Genomic DNA, 22,454 nt, shown 5'->3' with positions numbered 1-22,454 from the left:
ATCCACCACGAGCGGGGTCGGGCGACAATGGCCGGGTGACCGAACTCCTCGACCGGGGCGACACCCGCGGCCGCCTCACCCTCACGGCCGTGACCCTCGGGTCGGGGATCGCGATCCTCGACGGCTCGGTCGTCAACGTCGCCCTGCGCACCATCGGCACCGAGCTCGACGCCTCGCTCGAGCAGCTCCAGTGGGTCATCAACGGCTACATGCTCGCGCTCGCGTCCCTCGTCCTCGTCGGCGGCGCGCTCGGGGACCGGCTCGGCCGACGCCGGGTCTATCTCTGGGGCATGGGCTGGTTCCTCCTGGCCAGCGCCTTGTGTGCCGTCGCGCAGACGCCGGGTCAGCTGGTCGCGATGCGCGTGCTCCAGGGAGTCGGGGTGGCGCTGCTCACGCCGGGTGGTCTCGCGATCATCCAGTCGGCCTTCCGGCGCGAGGACCGCGCGGCGGCGATCGGGACCTGGGCGGGCCTGTCCGGGATCGCCGCGGCCATCGGCCCCTTCGTCGGCGGGTGGCTCGTCGACAACGGCGGCTGGCGCTGGATCTTCTGGATCAACGTTCCCCTGTGCCTCGTCGTCATCGGGCTGACCCTGTGGGCGACACCCGAGTCGCGTGACACCGAGGCCACCGGACGGGGGTTCGACGTGCTCGGTGGTGCCCTCACCGTCCTCGCCCTCGGTGGGCTCACCTACGCCCTCACCGCCTCGGCGACGATCAGCCGGCCCCTGCTGGTGGCGGTCACTGTGGTCGCAGTGGCTGCCGCCGTCGGGTTCGTCGTCGTGGAGTCGCGTTCACGCACACCGCTGGTGCACCTCTCGCTCTTCGCCGACCGCGTGTTCTCGGCCGCGAACGCGATGACCTTCGTCGTCTACGGCGCGCTGGGCGTCGTCTTCTTCATCCTCGTGCTCCAGCTCCAGGTGTCCGCCGGCTGGTCGGCACTGGCCGCGGGGCTCACCGGGCTGCCCACGACCATCGCGCTCATGTTCCTCTCGTCGAAGGCGTCGCAGCTGTCCGAACGGATCGGGCCGCGCATCCCCATGGCCCTCGGCCCCCTCATCTGCGCCGCCGGGGTGCTGCTCCTGCTGCCAGCCGGGCGCGACGCGACGTGGTGGAGCGTGCTCCCGGGACTCGTCGTCTTCTCACTGGGTCTCGCGCTCCTCGTCGCCCCGCTCACCTCGACCGTCCTCGCCGCGGCCCCCGACCGGTATGCCGGCGTCGCGAGTGGCGTCAACAACGCCGTCGCGCGCGCCGGCTCGCTGCTGGCGGTGGCAGCGCTTCCGGCCCTCGTGGGCCTGTCCGGTGACGACTACCTGGACCCGTCTGCCATGACCTCGGGCTTCCGGGACGCGATGGTTGTGTGCGCCGTGCTGCTCACCATCGGAGGCGTCGTGAGCTGGTTCGGCCTGGCCCGCACCGCGCCCCGCGACCGTGAGATGGTCATGTAGGAATCTTCCGCCGAGCGCTTGTCGACTGTAGGGTTTCTCCGGTCTGGCTGCGCCCCCGACAGCCCTCGACAGCACCCGATGGCACCAGGAGATCGACGATGATCCGCACCGCCCGCCCGTTGGCACCGATGAGCCTCGCCGCCACCGCGGCCGCCTCCCTCGTCCTCGTGACGGCCTGCTCGAGCGGCGCTGGCACAGGCACAGGCAGCGGCACCGAGGCCAGGACGGAGCCCGGCAAGGCCGGCGGCACGGCGGTGTTCGCGATGACGAGCGACCCCGACACCCTCATGCCGTGGAAGGCCACCCAGTTCCAGGCCGTCAACGTCCTCGGCAACGTCTACGGCACGCTCACGGAGTACGACAAGGACCTCAAGACCGTCCCCGGGCTCGCCGAGAAGTGGGAGCCGTCCGAGGACGGCAAGACCCTCACCCTGACCCTGCGCAAGGGCGTGAAGTTCACCGACGGCAGCGAGTTCGACTCCGCCGACGTCAAGTTCTCCCTCGACGCCATCCGCGACGAGAAGACCGCGGCGGTCGCCCGCAGCGCCCTCGCCAGCGTCACCGAGGTCACCGCGACCGACCCGTCGACGGTCACGCTCACCCTGTCCGCGCCCGACGCGGCCCTCCCTGCCGGCCTCGCGAGCGTCAACGTCGCCATGCTGCCCTCCGAGTCCTCAGCACCGGCGGCGATGAGCGCGCTGGAGACCAAGCCCAACGGCACCGGGCCCTTCACCTTCGAGAGCCGCACGCCGTCGCAGTCGGTCAAGCTCACGCGCAACGACGCCTACTGGGGCGACAAGGCCCTGCTCGACGGGATCGAGTTCCGCGTCATGCCCGACGAGAACGCCATCGTCACGGCGCTCAAGTCCGGCAACGTCCACCTCGCCTCGATCAACGACCCGCTCGTCGCGCAGACCGCCGAGGGTGGCGACCTCACCGTCACCAGGACGCCCCAGCTCAGCTACCACACGCTCCAGCTCAAGGCCTCGAGCACGACCCAGCCGGCGCTCGCCGACGTCAACGTCCGTCTGGCGATCCAGTGCGCCATCGACCGGCAGCAGGTCCTCGACACGGCGGCATACGGCGAGGGTGAGGTGACCGGCCCGATCACGGCACCGGCATACAAGTCCGACCCGAACGCTCGACCCTGCCCGAAGCGGGACGTCGCCAAGGCCAAGGAACACCTCGCGAAGGCGGGCGGCGGCGCCCTCGTCATCAAGACGATCGTCAGCCAGGGCGAGTACGCCACGTCGGTCAACGAGGCCCAGAACCTCAAGTCCCAGCTCGCCGAGGCCGGCATCACGCTCGAGCTCGAGGTCCTCGACATCGCGGCCTTCGTCAAGCGCTGGGTCGCCGGTGACTTCGAGGCGGCGGTCGCGCTCAACGGCGGTCGCCCGGACCCGGACACGATGTACGGCCGCTACTTCACGAGCAAGGGCAACCTCCAGGCCGTCGCCGGCTACTCCTCGCCCGAGCTCGACGCGCTCTTCGCCGAGGGCAAGGCGACGTCCGACGAGGCCAAGCGCAAGGAGGTCTACGTCAAGGTCTCGAAGGAGCTCGAGGACAACGCCGCGTGGGTGTGGCTGTTCACGGGCAACTCGAACACCGTCGCGTCGTCCAAGGTCGCGGGCTTCGTCCCGATGAGCAACGGCAGCCTGCAGTCGCTGCGCACGACGACCATCCAGTGACCTCGCAGTCCCTGAGGCGGTTCGCCTGGCGGCTCGTCGCGGTCGCGGCGACCCTCTTCGGGGTCGCGCTGCTCGTCTTCGTCATGCTCCGCGCGATCCCCGGCGACCAGATCACCGCCTCGCTCGGCACCGAGGCTGCGGCGCTCACCCCGGCGCAGCAGGCGGCGCTGCGTGAGTACTACGGCATCGACCAGCCGCTCGTCACCCAGTTCTTCTCGTGGCTGCGCGAGCTGGTGACGGGCAACCTCGGCTGGTCGGTGCGCTCGCGCACGAGCGTGGCGTCGCTGACCGCAGCGGCCCTGCCGGTCACCCTCGAGCTGGCGCTGCTGTCGATCATCGTGGCGCTGCTCATCGGCATCCCGGTCGGCATGCTCGCCGCCGCCGCGCCCAACACGTGGCGTGACGGCCTCGGCCAGCTCGTCGCGCTGCTCGGCCTGTCGGTCCCGGCGTTCCTCCTGGCGAGCTTCCTCCTCACGTATGCCGCATCCGGACTCGGCTTCAACCCCAACGGCCAGCCGTATGCCGTCCCGTGGGCCTCGGTGTCGTCGCTGGGTCTCAACCTGCAGCAGATGCTGCTGCCCGCGTTCACGCTCGGGTTCGGGATCGCGGCACCGATCGCCCGGACGACCCGGACAGCAGTGCTGTCGGTGCGCGACGAGGACTTCGTGCGCACGGCGCGGGCCAAGGGAGTCGGCGAGCGCCGGCTGCGTCGTCGACACGTGCTGCGCAACGCGCTGCTGCCCGTGACGACGATGACCGGCCTCCAGCTCGGATACCTGCTCGGTGGCGCCGTCGTCGTCGAGCAGATCTTCTCGCTCCCCGGCATCGGACGACAGGTGCTGCTCGGGATCCAGCAGAAGGACTACGCCGTCGTGCAGAGCACCGTCCTCGTCATCGCCCTGGCCTTCGTGCTCGTCAACATCGTCACGGACCTGGCCTACCGCGTCGTCGACCCCCGGGTGCGTGCGTCATGAGTGGCGAGGCAACCGCCGGGCTGAGCGTCGACGTCACGTCGGCGCCGACGAGGCCGTGGCACCGGCTGCGGCGTTCGGTGCCCGGTTTGCTCGGGTTGGCCATCATGGCCGTGCTGCTCGTGGTGGCGGTGCTGGCGTGGCTCGGTGTGCTCCCCTACGACCCGATCGCGCAGGACGCCCCGAACCGGCTCCAGCGACCCTCGGGTGCGCACTGGTTCGGCACCGACCAGTTCGGGCGCGACGTCTTCTCGCGGGTGGCGGCGGGCCTGGCGAACTCGGTGCTCATCGCCGGAGTGGCCGTGGCTCTGTCCGCCGTGGTGGGGACGCTGGCCGGTGTCGTCGCCGGCTACCTGCGTGGTGCGGTCGACGCCGTGGCCGGTGGTGTGGCGAACGTGTTCTTCGCGTTCCCCCCGCTGCTGCTCGCGCTGACGCTGGTGTCGGTGCTGGACCGGACATGGTTCACCGTCGCGCTCGCCATCGCCGTCGTCTACGTGCCGATCTTCTTCCGGGTCGCGCGCGGGCCGGTGCTGTCGCTGCGCGAGCAGGACTTCGTCCGCGCTGCTGTGAGCACCGGTCAGAACCCGTGGGCCACCATGGCGCTGCACGTGCTGCCCAACATCAGCGGGCTCGTCATCGTCCAGACCGCGCTCTCGCTGTCGTGGGCCGTGCTCACCGAGGCATCGCTGTCGTTCCTCGGCCTCGGCGCCCCGCCGCCGGCACCGTCGCTGGGCTCGATGATCTTCGAGTCGCGCAACATCGTGTCGATCGCAAATTGGACGATGATCGCGCCCGGCATCATCGTCGTGCTCCTCGTGGCCGGGCTCAACCTCCTCGGCGACGGACTGCGCGACGCCTTCGACGTCAAGGGACGTGACTGACATGCGCTGGCTCGGACTCATCTCCGGCACCTCGCTCGACGCGGTCGACGCGATCGTCGTGGACCTCACCCTGGGTGGTGGCGACGACGCCGACGGCGGCGACCCCGCCCGTGACGTGCTCGAGGCGCGGGTCGTCGGCGGTCGCTCGACGCCCTATCCCCCGGAGCTGAGGTCTCGTCTGGTCGCGGCGCTGCCGCCGGGGCCCTGCACCGCCCACGAGCTCACCCGGCTCGACACCCTCGTCGGGCAGCACTTCGCCGACGTGGCGGCCTCGGTCGCGGACGAGCACGGCGGCGTCGACGGTGTCTCGAGCCACGGCCAGACGGTCTACCACTGGGTCGAGGGTGGCCGCGCCCTCGGGACGATGCAGATCGGCCAGCCCGCGTGGATCGCCGAACGGCTGGGCGTCCCCGTCGTGAGCGACCTGCGCGCGAGGGACGTTGCGGCACAGGGCCACGGCGCACCGCTCGTGCCGCTGCTCGACGTGCTCGCGCTGGCCGGCGCGGGTGACACCGAGGACGTCGTCGCCGCGCTCAACCTCGGCGGCATCTCCAACATGACCCGCGTCGAGCCGCAGCCGGGCAGCGAACCCAGCATCACGGCATACGACATCGGTCCGGCCAACGGGCTCGTCGACGCGGTGGTGACCGCACGCGGACTCACTCCGGAGGGCTACGACGTGGGTGGCGTCATCGCGGCCAGCGGCACGGTCGACGACGACCTGCTCACGACGCTCCTGGCCGACCCCTACTACGACCTGCCGGCGCCGAAGTCGACGGGCAAGGAGTACTTCCACCTCGACCACGTCCTCGCCGCCCTCGGCGGGCGGACGCTCCCCGACGCCGACCTCGTCGCGACCCTGACCCGGCTCACCGGCGAGGTCGTCGGGCGAGAGCTGCTGCGCACCGGCGTCGCTCGAGTGCTCGCGTCCGGCGGCGGCTGCGACAACCCGGTGCTCATGCAGGCGATCGCCGACGCGGCACCCGGCGTGCGGATCGACACGACCGAGGACCTCGGCATCCCGACGGACCTCAAGGAGGCGTTCGCGTTCGCGCTCATGGGGTGGGCGACGTGGCACGGGCTGCCCGGCAACGTCCCGGCGGCGACCGGCGCGTCGGGGCCGCGCGTGCTGGGTTCGATCACCCCGGGCGCCGAGCCGCTGCGGCTGCCCGAGCCGATCGTCGCCCTGCCCCGAGCGCTGGTGGTCGTCGAGTGACGCGAGTGCGAGTCGCGACGCGAGAGGATCTCGCGGCGGTCCAGGACGTCTTCTGGGAGTGCTGGACGGGCTCGTATGCCGCGTTCGCACCTCCGGAGGTTCTCGCGCGGCTGTCGCGGGCAGACGCCGATGGCCTGTGGTCGGATGCGCTGGGTCGCGACCGGACGTTGGTGGCCACGGACGATGACGAGCGGGTCGTGGGGGTCGTGCGGTTCTCCGCCGACGACGTCCGGCTGGCGGTGCACTCGCTCTACGTCTCTCCCGCTGCTCAGGGGCAAGGCATCGGTGGGCAGCTGCTCGACGCCGTCGACAAGGCCGTGGGCGACGTCTCCGGGTCCGACCTCTGGGTGTTCTGCGACAACGACACCGCCCGGTCGTTCTACGAGGGACGCGGCTGGCTGCCGGACGGCGCCACTCGGGTCGACGACCGCTTCGGTATGCCGGAGGCCCACCTCACGCGCACGGCGCCCGGACGGGCGGCACGGGTCCTCGTGGGCCCGGGCGTGTGCGTGACGGACTCCGAGAAGCCGCCGGCCGGTGCCGTCGTCGGGGTCTGGACGGCGCGCGGCGAGTCGGTCGTTGCGGCCGGGGTGCGCGACACCGCCGGAACGCCGATGTCGCCGGACACCGTTCATGACCTCGCGTCGGTGACCAAGCTCGTGACGACCTGCGCGGTGATGTCGCTGGTCTCGGCCGGGCGGCTCGACCTCGATGCGCCGGTGTCGAAGCACGTCCCGTGGTCGGGTGCGGACCCGACGATCCGTCAGCTGCTGCAGCATCGCGCCGGGTTGCTGCCGTGGCAGCCGTTGCACCACGTCGCGCGGCGCCGCGAGGACGTGCTCGCGATGCTGCCGGGGCTGCCGCGGAGTGGGGGTGTCGGTGAGTCGTTCGCCTACTCGGACCTGTCGTTCATCACCCTGGGGGCCGTCGTCGAGGCGGTCACCGGGCAGTCGCTGGACGCTGCGCTCGCGTCGCTGGTCACAGGACCGTTGGGGCTGGGGCTGCACTTCCGTCCTGCAGGCCGTGTCGATGCCGCAGACACGCTGGGGGATGCCCGCACCCTCGACGGAGCCGGCACCACCACCAGCACCAGCACCAGCACCGACGAGGACATCGCCGAGTCGGCGCTCGACGAGGGCTGGGAAGAGCGGATGATCGCCACCGGAGAGCCCTACCCGGTCCACCTCTCCCCCGACCCGGACCTGCCGCCGGTGGTGCGCCGCACCGGCCCCATCCGCGGGAGCGTCCACGACGCCAACGCGTGGCACGCCATGGGAGGCGTGTCGGGCCACGCCGGCCTGTTCGGCTCGGTCCCCGAGCTCCTGGGACTGGGACGCGCGCTCGTCGACACCGGCCACGGCCTGTGGAGCGACGACGTCGTCGAGGAGTTCACCACTCCCGGCCCGGACCCTTTGCAGGGACTGGGATTCCGCGTCCGACCACTGCCGACCGCGGGTCTGGCGGGCTTCGGTCCGGAAGGTGCCGGTCCGACGGTCGCGGGAGCCCGGCGTGGCTCGCGGCTCGCGTGGCACCCCGGCTTCACCGGCACCGCGCTCGGCGTGCGGCTCGGCGCCGAGCCCGCCGTTGTCGCCATGGCCACCAACCGGCACCTGCACGACGGCGTGCCCGTGCCCACCGACCGGCTGTGGGAGCGCGTGCTCCAGGCCGAGCTGCTCTCCGAGGAGGCGCACCCATGACCGACGCCACGACGGGTCGCACGACCGACCCGACGCCCGGCCCCGCGCTGAGCATCACCGACCTGCACATCGGGTTCCGCTCCCGGCGTGGGCTCTCCACCGCCGTGCGCGGGGTGTCGTTCGACATCGCCCCCGGTGAGACGCTCGCCCTCGTCGGCGAGTCCGGCTCGGGCAAGTCGACGACCGCCGCTGCTGTCAACCGCCTCCTGCCCGACACCGCCGAGATCAGCCAGGGGCGCATCGTCGTCGCCGGTCGCGACGTCGCCGAGCTCCCGGCCCGCGAGCTGCAGGCGCTGCGCGGAGCCGGGATCGGACTCGTCCCCCAGGACCCGATGACCAACCTCAACCCGGTGATGCGGGTGGGCGAGCAGATCGCCGAGGCGTTCGAGGTCCACGACATCGCGAGCGGCTCCGCCGCCCACGACCGCGCCGTCGAGCTGCTGGCGGCGGTGGGCATCGCCGACCCCGCGGAGCGCGCCCGGCAGTACCCGCACGAGTTCTCCGGAGGCATGCGCCAGCGCGTGCTCATCGCGATGGGCCTGGCCTGCAAGCCCGCACTGCTCATCGCGGACGAGCCCACCTCGGCCCTCGACGTCACGGTGCAGCGGCGGGTGCTCGACCTGCTCGACGACCTCACCGCCGAGATGGACACCGCCGTCCTCCTCATCACCCACGACCTCACCCTCGCCGCCGAGCGCGCCGACCGCGTCGCCGTCATGCAGGCCGGGGAGATCGTCGAGATCGGCACCGCGCACGACGTCATGCACCAGCCGCAGCACGACTACACGAAGCGGCTGCTCGCCGCCATCCCCGGCACGACGGCGACCCCACGCGACCTGCGCGACGCCCCCGCCGACGCCGGGCCCACCGCGCTCGTGGAGGTCCGCGACCTGGTGAAGGTCTACGGAGGTGGGCGCGGGTCCCACGCTCTGCGTGGGCCGGCATACGCGGCGGTTGACGGGGTGAGCCTCACGATCCCGGCGGGAAGGACGGTCTCGATCGTCGGGGAGTCCGGGTCGGGCAAGTCCACGGTCGCCAACATGCTGCTCGGGCTCGTCGAGCCGACATCGGGCACTGTGCTCGTCGACGGCAAAGAGGTCGCTGGCGGGCGGAAGGCGCTCAAGGCCGTGCGGCGGCGGATCCAGCCGGTGTTCCAGAACCCGTACGCGTCACTCGACCCGAGGTTCACCGTCGGGCGCAGCGTCGCCGAGCCGATGGTGGTGCACGGGATCGGCTCCAAGGAGTCGCGTCGGGCGCGGGTGGCCGAGCTGCTCGAGCAGGTGGCGTTGCCGCCCGACGTCGCCGACCGGCACCCGCACCAGCTGTCCGGCGGGCAGCGTCAGCGCGTGGCGATCGCCCGGGCGCTGTCGCTCGAGCCCGACCTCGTCGTCCTCGACGAGGCGGTGTCGGCCCTCGACGTCCTCGTGCAGCAGCAGATCCTCGAGCTGCTCGCGCGGCTGCAGTCCGAGCTCGGGCTGGCCTACCTGTTCATCAGCCACGACCTCGCCGTCGTGCGGATGATCTCCGACGAGGTGCACGTCATGCAGAGCGGCAAGATCGTCGAGTCCGGTTCTCCCGAGGCGCTGTTCACCTCGCCGCGCGAGGACTACACGCAGGAGCTGCTCTCGGCCATCCCGAAGGGCGCCTAGCGCAGGAGCGAGGCCGTCACGAACTCGGCGACCTCACGGTGCCAGGTCGGGGCGTGTCGCAACATCCCGTGGATGTCGCCGTCGATGGGCCGCCACGTGACGTCGGCACCCTTGGCGCGGAGCTCGTCGGCCAGACGCTTCGTCCGGCGTGGGTCGGTGGTGCGGTCGGCGGTGCCGTGCATGAGCAGGACGCGCAGACCGGGTCGGCCGGGCCGCGGGTCGCCCTCCTCGACCCAGGGCGCCAGACCGACGACGGTCGTCACGTCCGGCTCACCGGCGAGATGGGTGGCGACCCGACCACCCATGGAGTGACCGATGAGCGCGACGGGCAGGCCGGCATACCTCTCGCGGATGCGGTCGAGCGCCCAGCGGGTGTCGGTGAGCGGCGTCTGCTCGGGGCCGTTCCAGCCGAAGTAGCGGTTCTTGAGGCGCACGACCGCAATCCGGTCGCCGGCCCGCTTCTCGATCGCCCTGGCGAACGGCCGCATCCGCAGGACCGGACCCTCCCACCACGGCATCGGGCCGAAACCCCGCTCGCCGCCGCCGTGCAGGACGAGCGCGACGCCCTCGGGGGAGTCGGGCATGGTGCCGCGCAGGTCGTGGGCGACGAGCCGGCCGAGTGGGTCCTTCACGGACGCTCGCCGGCGGCGACCTCGTCGACCAGCCACGCGGCATACGCGGCACTGGCCTCGACGATCGGGACGGCGATGATCTCGGGCGTCTCGTAGGGGTGCGCCTCGCCGACGCGGTCGAGGATCTCCTCGAAGCGCGAGCGGTGGGTCTTCGCGAGGATGAGCTGCTCCTCGGCGGTCGTCACCTCACCGTCCCAGCGAAAGGTCGACGTCATGCCGGGCACGACCTGCGCGCACGCCGCGAGGCGCTCCTCGACGAGGAGGCGGGCGATGCGGGAAGCGTCCTTCGCCGGGACCGCGATGCGGACCTCGAGCAGACCGTTGCCACCAGCCATGGCTCAGACCTGGGTGCGGTGGAAGTTCTTGAACGAACGGCTCGCCGTGGGCCCGCGCTGGCCCTGGTAGTGCGAGCCGTAGGCCGAGGAGCCATAGGGGTTCTCGACCGGGCTGGACAGCCGGAAGAAGCAGAGCTGGCCGACCTTCATGCCCGGCCAGAGCTTGATCGGCAGCGTCGCGACGTTGCTCAGCTCGAGCGTGACGTGACCGGAGAAGCCGGGGTCGACGAAGCCGGCGGTGGCGTGGGTGAGCAGACCGAGGCGGCCCAGGCTCGACTTGCCCTCGACCCGCGCGGCGATGTCGTCGGGGAGCGTGACCGTCTCGTAGATCGAGCCGAGGACGAACTCGCCCGGATGCAGCACGAACGCCTCGTCCGGCTCGACCTCCACGAGGCGGGTGAGGTCGGGCTGGTCCTCGGACGGGTCGATGTAGGGGTACTTGTGGTTGTCGAACAGCCGGAAGTAGCGGTCGAGGCGCACGTCGACGCTGCTCGGCTGGATCATCGCCGGGTCCCACGGGTCCAGGACCACGCGGTTCGCCTCGACCTCGGCCTTGATGTCTCTGTCGCTCAGCAGCACGGGGTCGAGACTAACCGAGCCGTATGCCGTGTGCCCCGGTTGCCCGTCCGGCTCTCTTTTGCTTGTCGGCTGCAGGCGGCCGGGTTGCTCACGAGGAGGTGCGGGCTTCGGGTTAGACTGCCTGCCGCGCCGTCATCCGGGTCTTGTTCTCAGGCTCCGGGCGGCGCACGCCGGTGTAGCTCAATGGTAGAGCGCCAGCTTCCCAAGCTGGACACGCGGGTTCGATTCCCGTCACCGGCTCCACCTGTGACCCGCCCAACCGTGAGCGGACGGCATACCTATCGGTATTAGGCCCGGACAGGACGTGGGGAGACTGCCTCGCGAGCCTCAGCCAGAAGGATCCGCTCGGCCCGGTCGTACACCTCCCGAGCGTGCGCCGCAGTGTCACCGACAGCGGTCATGCCGACCCGCCCGGCCTCAGTCACCGAGCTGATCATGTGGAACACGACACCGCTCTCACGGGCCGGGTCGAAGTGCAGCCCGGTGCGCGCGACGATGTCGAAGAGGTCGCCTACCCGCAGACCTCGCAGGCTCGGGTCCTCGAGGTGGTCCGTCGCCATGAGGTGCTTCTCGCGCCCCATCGGCGTCGTGAAGAGCCCGGTGTCGCCGTGGTATCGCCCGTTGGTGAGGAACTGCAGGGTGAGGAAGGGGTGGGTCGTGCCGCCCTTGCGCAGGTTCACCTCGATCGCGTGCGCCGTCCACGCGGTGCCATGCCTGACCACGACGAAGTCGACGGCGAACCTCCCCAGCACGCCCAGCTCGGCCAGCCTCCGCCCGATCGCCTCCGCCTCCCGCGTGATGAGCGAGGCGTACCCCGCAGCCGCAGGGAACGTGCACCCGAGGTAGGACTGCCCGGTGGCGCCGCCAAGGATCTGGTCGTGCGTCGAGAGCACCTCCAGCTCGCCCAGCGGGGTGACCCGCAGTTGCACACTCGGGCTGAGGACCTCGTCGCCGACGATGCGCTCCTCGACGATCCCGCCCTTCTGCTCGAACTTGGCGAAGTAGGTCTCATGCGTGACGGAGCGGCCCTCGAGCTCCATGACACGCACCCGTTCGAGCAGGGCGGACCGCTCGTCAGGGGCACCGGGCGCGGGGAGGCCCGCCAGGTCCACGACGGCGTTGCCCGCACCGGAGACGCCTTCGTTGAGCTTGACCATGGCGACCGACGCGTCCTGCCGCCGCTCCCTCAGCCGGGCCAACGCGTCGACGATGTCGTCGAGCAAGCTCAGGTCCTCGAACCCGACGGGGTACGAGACGCCCGACTCGTCGAAGAGTTTCCGACAGCCCGACTTGGTCCCAAGCGCGAGGTGGCGTGGGTCCGCGCCGTACATCGGGATCCCGAGCTCGATGGCCAGGTCCCGCTCCAGCGTCGTCGTCGTGTAGGGCACGAGGTGCGACCGCTTCGGGTTGGGGATGAGCGCCGCGATGTCGGCGAGCAGCCGCGGTCGCTCGAGGAGCTTCTCGCTGAGCGGGCGCGGCGTGAGGTCGCCGACCGACACCATCGTCAGCCGCGACCACGCGTGGCTCGGGATGACCCCGGGCAGCAGCGCCAGGTAGTACTCGACGATGGCCGGGTCCACCGGCCCCGACGTCACGTAGACCATGCGCAGCCGTGGCTGGCGCAGCAGCAGCAGGAGGAAGAGATAACGCTCCTCCATGGCCTGGTTGACCGCTCCGAACTTGGCGTTCACACGGTCCAGGGACACCGACGGCACGACCACCACGGACTCGTCGGCCTCGTTGAGGCGCATCGACCGCCACACGTCGGGCAGCCGCGCCTGAAGCCGGTCGAACGCCGCGTTCCGCCCCGCCTCGTCGAGGTCCGAGAGCAGCTGGGGCTCACTGCTGCGCAGGCGGTCGTCGATGCTCATGACGCGGTCCGCGCGGCGTCGAGTCCGAGGACCTCGAACGTCTCGACCGGCTTGGTGATCCCGCGCAGCTCGAGCGCGCCGAGTGCTCGGGTCACCGCCACCTCACCGGCCCGGGCCGCGACCTTCTGCGTGATGAGGATCTGACCGGCCTGCGCCAGCCCCGACAGCCGCGCGCTCATGTTCGTGACGGTGCCGATCGCCGCGTAGTCGTAGCGCCCCTCGAACCCCACCCGGCCGAGCGTCGCGTACCCCTGCGCGATGCCCACACCGAAGCCGAGGTCGTAGCCGTGCCGACGCCACTCCTCGGCCAGCTGCTCGACGCGCCCGCGCATGGCGACGGCCATCCGCACGGCGCGGGCCGGCGCATCCGGGCACGGCATGGGGTCGTTGAAGAACACGAGCAGACCGTCGCCGGCGAAGTGCTCGAGCGTCCCCTCGAAGCGGAAGACGAGCTCCCCGAGGGCCTCGTGGTACTCGCGCAGCACGGTCATGACCTCCTCGGGCTCGGCCGTCTCCGCGAACGACGTGAACCCCCGCAGGTCGCAGTAGGTCGCCGTGATCTCGGCTCGGTGGCTCGCGAGGAACCCCTCGTCCCCGCTCTCGACGACGAGGCCGGCCACCTGCGGCGAGAGGAACCGGCGCAGCCGACCGACCCGCTGCAGCTCGTCCACCTGCGCGGCCACCTTGTCCTCGAGCTCGCGGTTCCACGCCGCGAGCTCGGCCGCCTGCCGCTCGATCGTGTCGTGGTAGCGCTTGATCCGGATGAGCGAGCGCACGCGCGCGAGCAGCTCGGACTGGTCGAACGGCTTGGTGACGAAGTCGTCCGCGCCCGCCTCGATGGCCCGGACCTTCTGCTCACCTCCCGAGGCGGTCACCATGACGACCGGCAGGTATGCCGTCCGCTCGTCCGCGCGGATCCGCCGGCACGTCTCGTAGCCGTCGATCCCGGGCATCTGGATGTCGAGGAGCACGATGTCCGGCAGGTCCCCCGCCAGCTGGGCGACCGCGTCCTCCCCGGACTCCGCCATCTGCACGCGGAAGCCCCGGGGCGAGAGGACGGCGTCCATGAGCTTGCGGTTGGGCTCGAGGTCGTCGACGACGAGCACCACGGCGCCGTCGGCGTTCCCGCCGCGCGCCGCGGGCTGCGGCACGTCCTCCGAGGCGGGGGTCAGCTGGTCATCGATGCTCATGGCTGCTCCGTTCTGAGATGGAGTCGGACCTGGTCCGGGAACTGGCGCACGCTGATCGGCTTCTCGAGGTACCCGTCGAACCCGGCCTCCGCCGCCCGGTCGCGGTCGGCCTGCATCGCGAAGGCCGTGAGGGCCACGACGGGGATGCCGGCCGTCCGCTCGTCAGTGCGCAGCCGCGCCAGGGCGGCGTGACCGTCGATCCCGGGGAGCTGGAGGTCCATGAGGACGATGTCCGGCAGGTCCGCCCGGGCGCGGTCCACCGCCTCCTCGCCGGACGTGGCCACGAGCACCGTGAAGCCCGCGAACTCGAGGACGTCGCGAGCGAGCTTGAGGTTCTTCTCGTTGTCCTCGACGAGGAGGACGACGCTGCCCCCGACATGGCTGTCGCTCATGCGCCATCACCTCCCGCCGCTCCCCGCGGCACGGTGACCTCGCTGAGCCGGGTGGCCAGCAGACCGAGGTCCACCGCGTTCTTCGAGGTGACGAACTCGATCCGCCCCTCGAGCGTGCGGCGTTCCGCGGGGGTCAGGGTCTTCGAGGTGAGGACGACGATCGGCACGGACGCGCTGACCGGGTCGCTGCGGAGACGGTCGATGACCTCGAAGCCGTCCATGTCGGGCATGAGCAGGTCGACGAGGACGACCGAGGGGCGCGACTCCCGCACCAGCGTGAACACCTGCTCGGCCCGGGTGCACGTCAGGAGGGTCCACCCGGCCGGGTCGAGGGCGAGCCGGGCGAGCTCCAGTGCACTGGGGTCGTCGTCGACGAGCACCGCCACCCGACGCCCCGACTCCTCGGTGGGCAGCGGCACCACTCGCCGGAGCGCGTCGACGAGCTCGTCCCGGGCCACGGGCTTGACCAAGTAGTCGGACGCACCGAGCGCCATCCCTCGGCTGCGGTCGGGCAGGACCGAGACCACGACGACGGGCGTCGCCGCCACGAGCGGGTCGCTCTTGATCTCGGTGAGGACGTCCCAGCCGTCCATCTCGGGCAGGTGGATGTCGAGGACGACGACCTCCGGGTGCTCGTCACGCACCGCCTGGAGCCCGCTCCGGCCGTCGGACACCACCAGGGTGCGCAGGCCGGCGGCACCCAGGTGCAGGGACAGCAGCTCCGACGAGCTCGGGTCGTCCTCGATGATGACCGCCAGAGGACGCTCGTCTGGCGGCGCGGGCCCGTCCGACTGTTCCTCGTCGGCCTGGGCCCGCGGGTCTCGGGACGTCGCGACCGCCTCAGAGCGAGAACGGACGAGCGGCACGGTGAAGCCGAAGGTGCTGCCGTGGCCGAGCTCGCTGCGCAGCCAGACGTGTCCGCCGTGCAGCTCGACGATGCGACGCGTGAGCGTGAGACCCAGACCCGTCCCCTCGACCTTGCGAGCAGCCCGGCTGCCCTGCTGGAAGGAGTCGAAGATCCGCTCCTGGTCGGCGGCCGCGATGCCGACGCCGGTGTCCGAGACCGTGACCTCGAGGCTGTCGTGCCGACGGGTGGCACCGACGACGACCGTCCCCCCGTCCGGCGTGAACTTCACGGCGTTGCTGAGCAGGTTGAGCAGCACCTGCTTGATCCGCAGCTCGTCGGCGTTCACCGGGCCCAGTCCCTCGGGCAGCTCCGTCCTCAGGGTCACGCGGTGCTCGACGGCCCTCTCGCGCACCATGGACAGGGCGTAGGCGATGCAGTCCTCCATCGAGAAGTCTGTGCGGTCGAGCTCCATCTGTCCTGCCTCGACCTTGCTCAGGTCGAGCACGTCGTTGAGCAGGTCGAGCAGGTGGCGGCCCGACGTGAGGATGTCGCGCAGGTAGTCCTCCTGCCGCTCGTTGAGGTCGCCGAACATGCGCTCGAGCAGGACCTCAGAGAAGCCGATGACGGCGTTGAGCGGGGTGCGCAGCTCGTGCGACATGCTCGCGAGGAACTCCGACTTGTGCCGGCTCGCCTCGGCGAGCTCGGCGCTCTGCACCTCCAGCTGGCGGTGGATGCGGGCGTTGGTCAGGGCGATGGCCGACTGGTTGGCGAAGGCCTCCAGCAGCTCGCACGTCTCCTCGCTGAACTCGCCCGGGATCTTGCGACGCACCACGAGGGCCCCCACGGTCTTCCCGGACCGGACGAGAGGGACGGCGACCACGGACCGCCAGCCGGCGGTATACAGGATGGAGAGGTGCGGGTCGAGGTTCTCCTCGATGGTCGAGAGGTCCGCGACCTGGATCGGCCTGCCCTCGCGACAGGCCTGTCCGATGAGGGTCTCGTCGATGTGAATCCTGCTGTCCCGCAGCGCCTGCAGGACCTCGGCGCTCGTGCCGGTGGCCGTGCGAACGCTGAAGAGGCCGGAGTCCTCGTCGAGGTCCACCAGCGAGCCGCCGCTCGTCCCGGAGAGCTCGACCGCGACGTTGACGATCGTGGCCAGCACCTCGTCGGCGTCCAGGCTCGAGCTCACCGCGTCGCCGACCTCGGACAGCGCCTCGAGCTGGTCCACGCGTCTCGCCAGCTCGGCGGAACGCGCCTCCAGAGCGCGCATGAGCTCGACGTTGCGCACCGCCAGCGCGCCCTGGGCGGCGAACGTCGTCAGCAGGGCGCAGATCCGGTCGTCGAACGGCGAGACCGTGGTCCGCCACACGGACAGCACCCCGACGACCTCGTCGTCGACGAGCATCGGGGCGCCGAGGATGGTGCGGTACCCCTCGATCCGCTGGAAGTCGGGACGGTCGTACTCCGGGTCGGCGAGCACGTCGTGGATCTGCTGGGTCGTGTGGTCGAGGCCCACCCGGCCGACGAGCGAGTTGCGGTCGAGGGGCGAGGGTTCGACCTCGGACAGGTCGACGAGCTCGGCGCTCACCCCCACGGCCCGGGTCAGGCGGAAGTGGTCGTCGCGCAGGAGGTGGATCTGGGCGGCGTCCGCGTGGCAGAGGACCCGCGCTCGCTCGACGATCGCGCCGAAGACGTCGTCGGGTGCGGAGGATGAGGCCGCGAGGATGGCGAGGATCTCGCTCGTCGCTGCCAGCTGCCGTCGCACCTCACGATGCTCGTCGGTGACCCCGTCACCCGACCCGGGCGACAGTGACTCCCCTCTCTCCGCATCGCGAGTCGTGTCCACCGAGGTCTCCATCCCACCGCCGGCCGTGGCTGCCGAAGGTCACCCACGAGTGTGCTCCCCACAGCCGCACGGCCTCTGCGGAATGGCGGGAAATCCCCCGAAGGGCCCATACCCATGGCAAGCGCCCGACGGCGCCGGGCTCGGAGTGGCACGGCAGCGGCTCGACGTCGCCGCACACGACGATCGGACAGCTGTCAGCCGCCGCTGCCCGGCGCCGGGTCCAGCTCGGCAAACGTCACCGGCGTGAGCAGCTGCCGGGTCACGAGCCCGACGATCGACGCGCGCGAGTCGAGGTACGCGGCATACGCGTCCGGACGGCTCTGGAGCGCCCACTGGACCGTGGCGCTGACCCACGCGGCGTCACGCGCGGCCTCGATGCTCCAGCCACCGACGACGTCGAGCACCGGCGATGCCGCTCGGTCGACGTGGAGGGCGACCCCGGCGAGGTACGACTCGCGCACCTCCTGGACGGCACCGGCGAGGATCGCGTTGATCGCGAGGAAGTCGGCGCGCACTCCCGGGGAGTCCAGGGTCCGGCCGAGCTGACGGCAGGTGCGCACGAGAGCCAGCCCGAGGTCGAAGTTGATGTGGGCGTTCATCCCGGCCAGGGCGTACTGCAGTCCGACCGTGTCCCGCTGCGCCCTGAGTGCGAACAGCGGCTGCCAGGCACTGCTGCGACTCTCGTCGGTCGCCCGGCAGGCGTCGAGGTAGAGCCCGGCGAACACGCAGTCGAGGCGCTCCATGAAGACCGCGTCCTTGAAGGAGCGCGCGGCTGCCGCATGCCCGACGAGCTCGGTGACGTGGAGGTACATGCGGTGGAAGTCCGCGACCCCGTCGTCGGCGGGCATGGTGGCTCGCAGGCGCCGCATCTCCTCGACGACCTCGGCGATGGAGGCCGGCTGGTCCGGCGGCGGGTCGACTGTCCCGAGGCCGCGACCGCCGTTCAGGGCGGCCGTCACGTGGGTGACCGCAGACGATGCGCGGGTCACGCCTCGCCGCAGCGCCTTGGAGACATCGCCGAAGAACCCCATCGCGCGACCCTTCGTGAGTGCGGACCGATGCCGCTCACGATATGGGGTGGTGGCCACCTCGTCACCGTTGCGTGTGCTGGCTCCGGGTCGACGAGTCCACCGCTCAGCAGGGCACGGTCCGAGGCGCGACCAGGGTGGCTCCGACGTTGCGGCACACTCCCAGCCCACGGTTGGCGAGGCCGGCCTTGATCTGCGTGATGGCGGTCGTGTTGAAGGCCCGCCAACCCATGTGCATGAGGACGGTCCCGCCGGCAGTCGAGTTGGCCACGGCATACGACACGACTGCGGCCTGCGTCTTGCCGGTCCAGTCCCTCGTGTCGACCGTCCAGGTCCACGGGCGCATCGCCTTGGTCGCGTACGCGTTGAGGACGGTGCTGTTGACGGCGCCGTAGGGCGGGCGTCCGAACGTCGTGACCACGCCGGGTGAACCCAGCTGGGTCAGCACGTTCGAGTAGCTCAACCGCGTGAGGTCCGGGTGCGAGATCGTGTGGTTGAAGACGTAGTGGCCATGGCTGCGGGCGTACGACGGGCTGAACCGTCCCGTCGACAGGCAGCTCCCCGTGGGGAAGAGGACCAGCGCGACGCCGAGGCGCTCGGCGCCCAGCACCGCACCCTGGAAGGCCGAGTAGCTCGGAGGGCAGTCGTCGAAGCTCAGCACGACGCGGCTCGTCAGGTTGGGTCCTCGAGTCCGCGAGTAACGGGTGCCGCCGTTCACCAAGGTCCCCCACGTCTGCGGCCCGACGATGCCGTCGATCGTCACCCCGACGTAGTCCGACTGGAAGCGCCTCACCGCGAGGTGGGTCGCGGCCCCGAAGGATCCGTCGACCCCGGCGCTACCCACGGAGTACCCCTTGGCGATGAGCAGTCGCTGAAGGACCCGGACGCAGCTGCCGGTGTCACCGCGACGCAGGGTGGGCCGGTCGGCCACGGGCGTGGTCGACGAGCACGACTGCACGGCCGCCCGTGCGGACGGCGCGACACCGGGTGGGGCGAGAGCGGGCGCCAAGACGAGGCCCGCGGCCGCTGCCGCGACGGCTACCACGCGTGCGAGGGGGAACAGCCGAGTTCGAGCGGTCTGGGCCACGACGGCTCCAAGGTCCGAGGTCAGTTCGAGGAAGAGGGCGGCGGCGCGGGGCCGCCGCTGCCAAGACGGGAGTCCCTCCGAACGCACCCCTGCTTGATGACGACCTCGCCAGTGTCCGGCCGCAGCAGCACACGGACCAGAGCCCGTGGTGCCCAGTCAGGCCACCCTCCTTGAGGTCGCGCCCATAGCCGGAAAGGCCACCACCGAGCGTGTGCCGTATCGGCTGTCGGCACTCACTGCCGACGGAAACGACCCGTACCAAAGGGTTCCAGGGCGGGCACGGCAACTCCGCGAACGACCAGCCCGGTGAGCGCAGCAGCCGTACCCGGAGCCAAGGTCACGCCGAGCATCCCGTGCCCCGTGGCGACGTAGGCGTTCGCGAGCCGACCGAGGCGCCCGATGATCGGCAGGCCGTCCGGGGTCATGGGGCGCATCCCCGCTCGCGCCACGGACGTCGGCGGCACGGGCGTCCAGTCCCGGAAGTACGCCGCTGGCCCCCTCCGGATCGCGTCGACGCGCACCTCGTCGACGTCCTCGTCCAGCCCTCCGAACTCCATCGTCCCGGCGAGCCGAAGGCGCCCGTCGAACGGCGTCACCGCCACCTTGGCCTCGGACAGGCTGACGGCGCTGCGCAGTGGCAGGGGTGCCGTGTCGAGCGAGTAGCCCTTGCCCGACCGCACCGGCAGTGGCTCGCCGAAGAGGCGAGACAGCACTCCGGTCCACGCGCCCGCAGCCAGCACGACGCTGTCGGCCTCGAACCGCCGCCCGCGCGACACGACGGCCGTGACCCGGTCCCCCTGCAGCACGACGTCGTCGACGGGCGCTCCTTCGATGACATCGACATCCATCGAGGCAAGTCGACCCCGCAGCGCAGCCACCAGGGCACCGGGGTCGAGGTACCGCTCGGCCGGGAAGTGGATGCCGCCCCGCACCCGGTCGGACAGCAGCGGCTCCTGCTCGCGCACGGCATCACCGAGGAGGACTCGTGACTCGATCCCGTGGTTCCCCACCAGCTCGAGGTCGTCGGCGTAGTGCTCGAGCCGCCCCTCGTCGAGGAACGCCATGAGGAGCCCACCGTCGTGCATCTCGAAGTCCAGCCCGTCGGCGCGGTACTCGTCGAGCATCTCCATGCTCCCCGCGGCCAACCGGAGGTGCGCCTCGAACCCGCGCCGGTAGTCGCGAGCGTTCGAGTGCCGCCACATGCCGAGCATGAAGCGCATGAACTCGGGCCGGACGGACGGCCGGATGGAGAGCGGGCTGTCTCGGCTGAGCATCCACTTCAACGACGCGAGGACCATGCCCGGCGCCGGCACGGGCCCGCTGACGGCGGGGACCACCCACCCCGCGTTGACGTCGGACGCGCCCTGTCCCGGCGTCCGCGCATCCACGACCGACACCGGGTGTCCCTCGCGGGCGAGGTGGTACGCAGTGGTCAGGCCGATGATCCCGCCACCGATCACGATCGTCGTCACACCTCACCCTTTCAGGCGCTCCGTATGCCGTCGCCCTCCCCTCCCCCGCACCGTCACCAATCCTCCGATTGCGGACCCTGCGGAGCGCTCTGGTCGTCACAATGAGAAGAGGAGGAGATGAGCGGGACTGGAGGGAGCCACCGAGCACCTCCTCCGGGGAACCCGGTCCACGCACCGCTCCCGGACGGTGGTCGGGCCCTCGACGAAAGGGGACTGGCATGAGCGGGGACCAGCGAGCGATCAGCCGGCTCACGGAGCTGATCGAGCGAGTCGAGGTCGTCGAACCGGACGGCAACAGCCCATGGCGCAAGGGCATCCTGGAGGAGCTCGAGGAATGCCGAGGCCTCGCACGCGAGACCTGGCGCGCGGAACAGGGATGGCCCCAGGTCCACTCACTGGAGGAACGGGTGAACGCGCGCGACACGAGGCTCGACTTCCTGGCCGAGCAGCTGGGCCATCACCTCGCCAACGAGCCGAGCGCCACCGCCCGCCGCAACGCACGAGCCGACTTCGACCGGCTTCAGCGCCAGGCGCAGGACCACCCCTCCGACACCGCGAAGCACGCGCGAGCGCTGGAGCGGGCCCGAGCCATCATCCGCGACTCGCACAGCCGCTCGCGGGTCAAGTTCGACTCCGCCCGGAAGACCCGCATCGGCCTGAACTGGTGCGCGGCCGCGCTGACCGTCTTCGCGGCCATCACGGTCTTCGCCCAGTCGCGCACCTCGGAGGCGTTCGTGCCGCTGCCGGGGTCCTCGAAGGTCGAGCCCACCCTGTTCCTCGCCCTGCTGCTGGGCGCGGGCGCACTGGGCGGCATGTTGAGCGCGATGTTCTCCCTGTACCTCACGAAGGACGTCGAGGACACCAGCTGGTTCGACCCGCGTCCTGCCCTGGCGTTGACGAAGGTGTCGGTCGGGGCCTGGGCCAGCGTCATCGCCGCGGTCGCCGTCGGGACCGGGGTCCTGGTGGGCAAGTTCACGTCGGTCCCTGCAGCCCTGCTCATCGGGGTCGCGTTCGGCTACGCGCAACAGGCTCTGACCGGGATCCTCGACAAGCACACCGCGGGCCTCACCGAGGACAAGACGAAGAAGACCTGACCCCGTTCGGGTCGCCGACATGGCCGAGGGGGCCAGCGGTTCGGCTGGTCAGGTCCTTCGCGGGTTCGAGTCCCGGTCAGCTCCTGAGCGTGTCCCAGTCGATCCGACCGGTGAAGGTCGGCCAGACCAGCCCCGCTGCGACGGCGGCCCCCACGCCGAAGAACCACGGAGCGGTGAAGTCCGGGCCCATCCTGAGGTCCGCAACGTTGCCTTCGGGGTCCTCGGGGTCGTACAGGATCTCGGCTCGATCACCGACCTCGGGCTCGGGATCCCAGAAGTAGTTGCCGACGTCGGCGACGACACCATGGCCGGCCGCGTCCCGGAACTCGAGCACGACGTGGGAGCTGCGCCCCCCGTGGACCTCGGTCACCACAGCTGTCGCCCGCACTCCGTGATCTCGCAGCGAGGTTGCCGCGTCCCACGAGATCCACGTCCCGGCCAGGCAGGCCAACGCCACACTCGTCAGGGTCCACCCCGCCACGGTGGGGCTGTTCACCCAGCGCGCGAACCGGCTCACGAGGTCGAATGCTCCGT

General features: G+C 71.1%; 19 protein-coding genes and 1 tRNA gene. 9 read left to right on the top strand and 11 right to left on the bottom strand.

Going from position 1 to position 22,454, the window contains the following annotated elements; genetic code table 11:
- The first annotated feature begins 35 nt into the window (after window positions 1-35).
- From LL946_RS09150 to LL946_RS09120, 7 genes are all read left to right on the top strand, one after another.
- The gene (locus LL946_RS09150; protein ID WP_404386721.1) at window positions 36-1,445 is read left to right on the top strand and encodes an MFS transporter; all 1,410 of its coding nucleotides are present in this window, start codon (window positions 36-38) and stop codon (window positions 1,443-1,445) included.
- A 98-nt stretch (window positions 1,446-1,543) separates the two neighbouring features.
- Window positions 1,544-3,133 (top strand): ABC transporter substrate-binding protein, encoded by a 1,590-nt coding sequence (locus LL946_RS09145; protein ID WP_404386720.1) that lies wholly within the window; start codon window positions 1,544-1,546, stop codon window positions 3,131-3,133.
- Window positions 3,130-4,107 carry an ABC transporter permease gene (locus LL946_RS09140; RefSeq protein ID WP_404386719.1) on the top strand — a complete coding sequence of 326 codons (978 nt, stop codon included), beginning with the start codon at window positions 3,130-3,132 and terminating at the stop codon, window positions 4,105-4,107. The genes LL946_RS09145 and LL946_RS09140 overlap by 4 nt, the downstream gene beginning before the upstream one ends.
- Entirely contained in the window at window positions 4,104-4,985 is an 882-nt protein-coding gene (locus LL946_RS09135; RefSeq protein WP_404386718.1) for an ABC transporter permease, read from the top strand. Before LL946_RS09140 ends, LL946_RS09135 begins: the two co-directional genes overlap by 4 nt.
- 1 nt (window position 4,986) lies before the next feature.
- Window positions 4,987-6,201 (top strand): anhydro-N-acetylmuramic acid kinase, encoded by a 1,215-nt coding sequence (locus tag LL946_RS09130; RefSeq protein WP_404386845.1) that lies wholly within the window; start codon window positions 4,987-4,989, stop codon window positions 6,199-6,201.
- Between the two features lie 5 nt (window positions 6,202-6,206).
- Entirely contained in the window at window positions 6,207-7,898 is a 1,692-nt protein-coding gene (locus tag LL946_RS09125) for a GNAT family N-acetyltransferase (RefSeq protein WP_404386717.1), read from the top strand.
- Entirely contained in the window at window positions 7,895-9,547 is a 1,653-nt protein-coding gene (locus LL946_RS09120) for an ABC transporter ATP-binding protein (RefSeq protein ID WP_404386716.1), read from the top strand. The genes LL946_RS09125 and LL946_RS09120 overlap by 4 nt, the downstream gene beginning before the upstream one ends.
- Here LL946_RS09120 and LL946_RS09115 read toward each other — a convergent pair.
- The 3 genes from LL946_RS09115 to dcd are packed head-to-tail and all read right to left on the bottom strand — an operon-like array spanning window position 9,544 to window position 11,093.
- A complete protein-coding gene (locus tag LL946_RS09115) occupies window positions 9,544-10,179 on the bottom strand; it encodes an alpha/beta hydrolase (RefSeq protein ID WP_404386715.1) in 636 nt (211 codons plus the stop codon). The two genes, LL946_RS09120 and LL946_RS09115, sit on opposite strands and share 4 nt — an antisense overlap.
- The gene (cutA, locus tag LL946_RS09110; protein ID WP_404386714.1) at window positions 10,176-10,514 is read right to left on the bottom strand and encodes a divalent-cation tolerance protein CutA; all 339 of its coding nucleotides are present in this window, start codon (window positions 10,512-10,514) and stop codon (window positions 10,176-10,178) included. The genes LL946_RS09115 and cutA overlap by 4 nt, the downstream gene beginning before the upstream one ends.
- A 3-nt stretch (window positions 10,515-10,517) precedes the next feature.
- Window positions 10,518-11,093, bottom strand: coding sequence for a dCTP deaminase (gene dcd, locus LL946_RS09105; RefSeq protein ID WP_404386713.1), 576 nt, complete (start codon window positions 11,091-11,093; stop codon window positions 10,518-10,520).
- A gap of 169 nt (window positions 11,094-11,262) precedes the next feature.
- Here dcd and LL946_RS09100 point away from each other — a divergent pair.
- Window positions 11,263-11,336 (top strand) — tRNA-Gly (locus LL946_RS09100).
- Window positions 11,337-11,380: 44 nt separating this feature from the next.
- On the opposite strand, the gene LL946_RS09095 is transcribed toward LL946_RS09100, so the two are convergent.
- The 7 genes from LL946_RS09095 to LL946_RS09065 form a co-directional block, all read right to left on the bottom strand.
- Window positions 11,381-12,964 (bottom strand): peptide ligase PGM1-related protein, encoded by a 1,584-nt coding sequence (locus LL946_RS09095; RefSeq protein WP_404386712.1) that lies wholly within the window; start codon window positions 12,962-12,964, stop codon window positions 11,381-11,383.
- Window positions 12,961-14,154 (bottom strand): response regulator, encoded by a 1,194-nt coding sequence (locus LL946_RS09090; protein ID WP_404386711.1) that lies wholly within the window; start codon window positions 14,152-14,154, stop codon window positions 12,961-12,963. Before LL946_RS09090 ends, LL946_RS09095 begins: the two co-directional genes overlap by 4 nt.
- Window positions 14,151-14,546 (bottom strand): response regulator, encoded by a 396-nt coding sequence (locus LL946_RS09085; protein ID WP_404386710.1) that lies wholly within the window; start codon window positions 14,544-14,546, stop codon window positions 14,151-14,153. The genes LL946_RS09090 and LL946_RS09085 overlap by 4 nt, the downstream gene beginning before the upstream one ends.
- Window positions 14,543-17,239, bottom strand: coding sequence for a response regulator (locus LL946_RS09080; RefSeq protein ID WP_404386709.1), 2,697 nt, complete (start codon window positions 17,237-17,239; stop codon window positions 14,543-14,545). Before LL946_RS09080 ends, LL946_RS09085 begins: the two co-directional genes overlap by 4 nt.
- Window positions 17,240-17,433: 194 nt before the next feature.
- On the bottom strand, window positions 17,434-18,270 hold the full coding sequence (locus tag LL946_RS09075; protein ID WP_404386708.1) for a DUF5995 family protein: 837 nt from the start codon (window positions 18,268-18,270) through the stop codon (window positions 17,434-17,436).
- Between the two features lie 103 nt (window positions 18,271-18,373).
- On the bottom strand, window positions 18,374-19,312 hold the full coding sequence (locus LL946_RS09070) for a peptidoglycan-binding protein (RefSeq protein WP_404386707.1): 939 nt from the start codon (window positions 19,310-19,312) through the stop codon (window positions 18,374-18,376).
- A gap of 275 nt (window positions 19,313-19,587) precedes the next feature.
- Window positions 19,588-20,826, bottom strand: coding sequence for an NAD(P)/FAD-dependent oxidoreductase (locus LL946_RS09065; protein WP_404386706.1), 1,239 nt, complete (start codon window positions 20,824-20,826; stop codon window positions 19,588-19,590).
- A 218-nt stretch (window positions 20,827-21,044) separates the two neighbouring features.
- Between LL946_RS09065 and LL946_RS09060 the strand changes: the two genes are divergently transcribed.
- Window positions 21,045-21,920 (top strand): hypothetical protein, encoded by an 876-nt coding sequence (locus tag LL946_RS09060; protein WP_404386705.1) that lies wholly within the window; start codon window positions 21,045-21,047, stop codon window positions 21,918-21,920.
- Window positions 21,921-21,996: 76 nt separating this feature from the next.
- On the opposite strand, the gene LL946_RS09055 is transcribed toward LL946_RS09060, so the two are convergent.
- Complete coding sequence (locus tag LL946_RS09055; protein WP_404386704.1) at window positions 21,997-22,437, bottom strand: DUF3592 domain-containing protein; 441 nt, start codon at window positions 22,435-22,437, stop codon at window positions 21,997-21,999.
- Window positions 22,438-22,454 lie beyond the last annotated feature (17 nt).

The organism is Knoellia locipacati (assembly GCF_044791685.1).
Taxonomy (GTDB): Bacteria; Actinomycetota; Actinomycetes; order Actinomycetales; family Dermatophilaceae; genus Knoellia; species Knoellia locipacati_A.
The sequence above is the reverse complement of the archived record's forward strand: the minus strand, read 5'-3'. Positions and strand labels throughout refer to the sequence as shown.

Coding starts and splice junctions, on each gene's coding strand:
- LL946_RS09145 (WP_404386720.1), top strand. CDS start 1,544: ATGATCCGCACCGCCCGCCCGTTGGCACCGATGAGCCTCGCCGCCACC.
- LL946_RS09135 (WP_404386718.1), top strand. CDS start 4,104: ATGAGTGGCGAGGCAACCGCCGGGCTGAGCGTCGACGTCACGTCGGCG.
- LL946_RS09130 (WP_404386845.1), top strand. CDS start 4,987: ATGCGCTGGCTCGGACTCATCTCCGGCACCTCGCTCGACGCGGTCGAC.
- LL946_RS09120 (WP_404386716.1), top strand. CDS start 7,895: ATGACCGACGCCACGACGGGTCGCACGACCGACCCGACGCCCGGCCCC.
- cutA (WP_404386714.1), bottom strand. CDS start 10,514: ATGGCTGGTGGCAACGGTCTGCTCGAGGTCCGCATCGCGGTCCCGGCG.
- LL946_RS09095 (WP_404386712.1), bottom strand. CDS start 12,964: ATGAGCATCGACGACCGCCTGCGCAGCAGTGAGCCCCAGCTGCTCTCG.
- LL946_RS09090 (WP_404386711.1), bottom strand. CDS start 14,154: ATGAGCATCGATGACCAGCTGACCCCCGCCTCGGAGGACGTGCCGCAG.
- LL946_RS09085 (WP_404386710.1), bottom strand. CDS start 14,546: ATGAGCGACAGCCATGTCGGGGGCAGCGTCGTCCTCCTCGTCGAGGAC.
- LL946_RS09075 (WP_404386708.1), bottom strand. CDS start 18,270: ATGGGGTTCTTCGGCGATGTCTCCAAGGCGCTGCGGCGAGGCGTGACC.
- LL946_RS09060 (WP_404386705.1), top strand. CDS start 21,045: ATGAGCGGGGACCAGCGAGCGATCAGCCGGCTCACGGAGCTGATCGAG.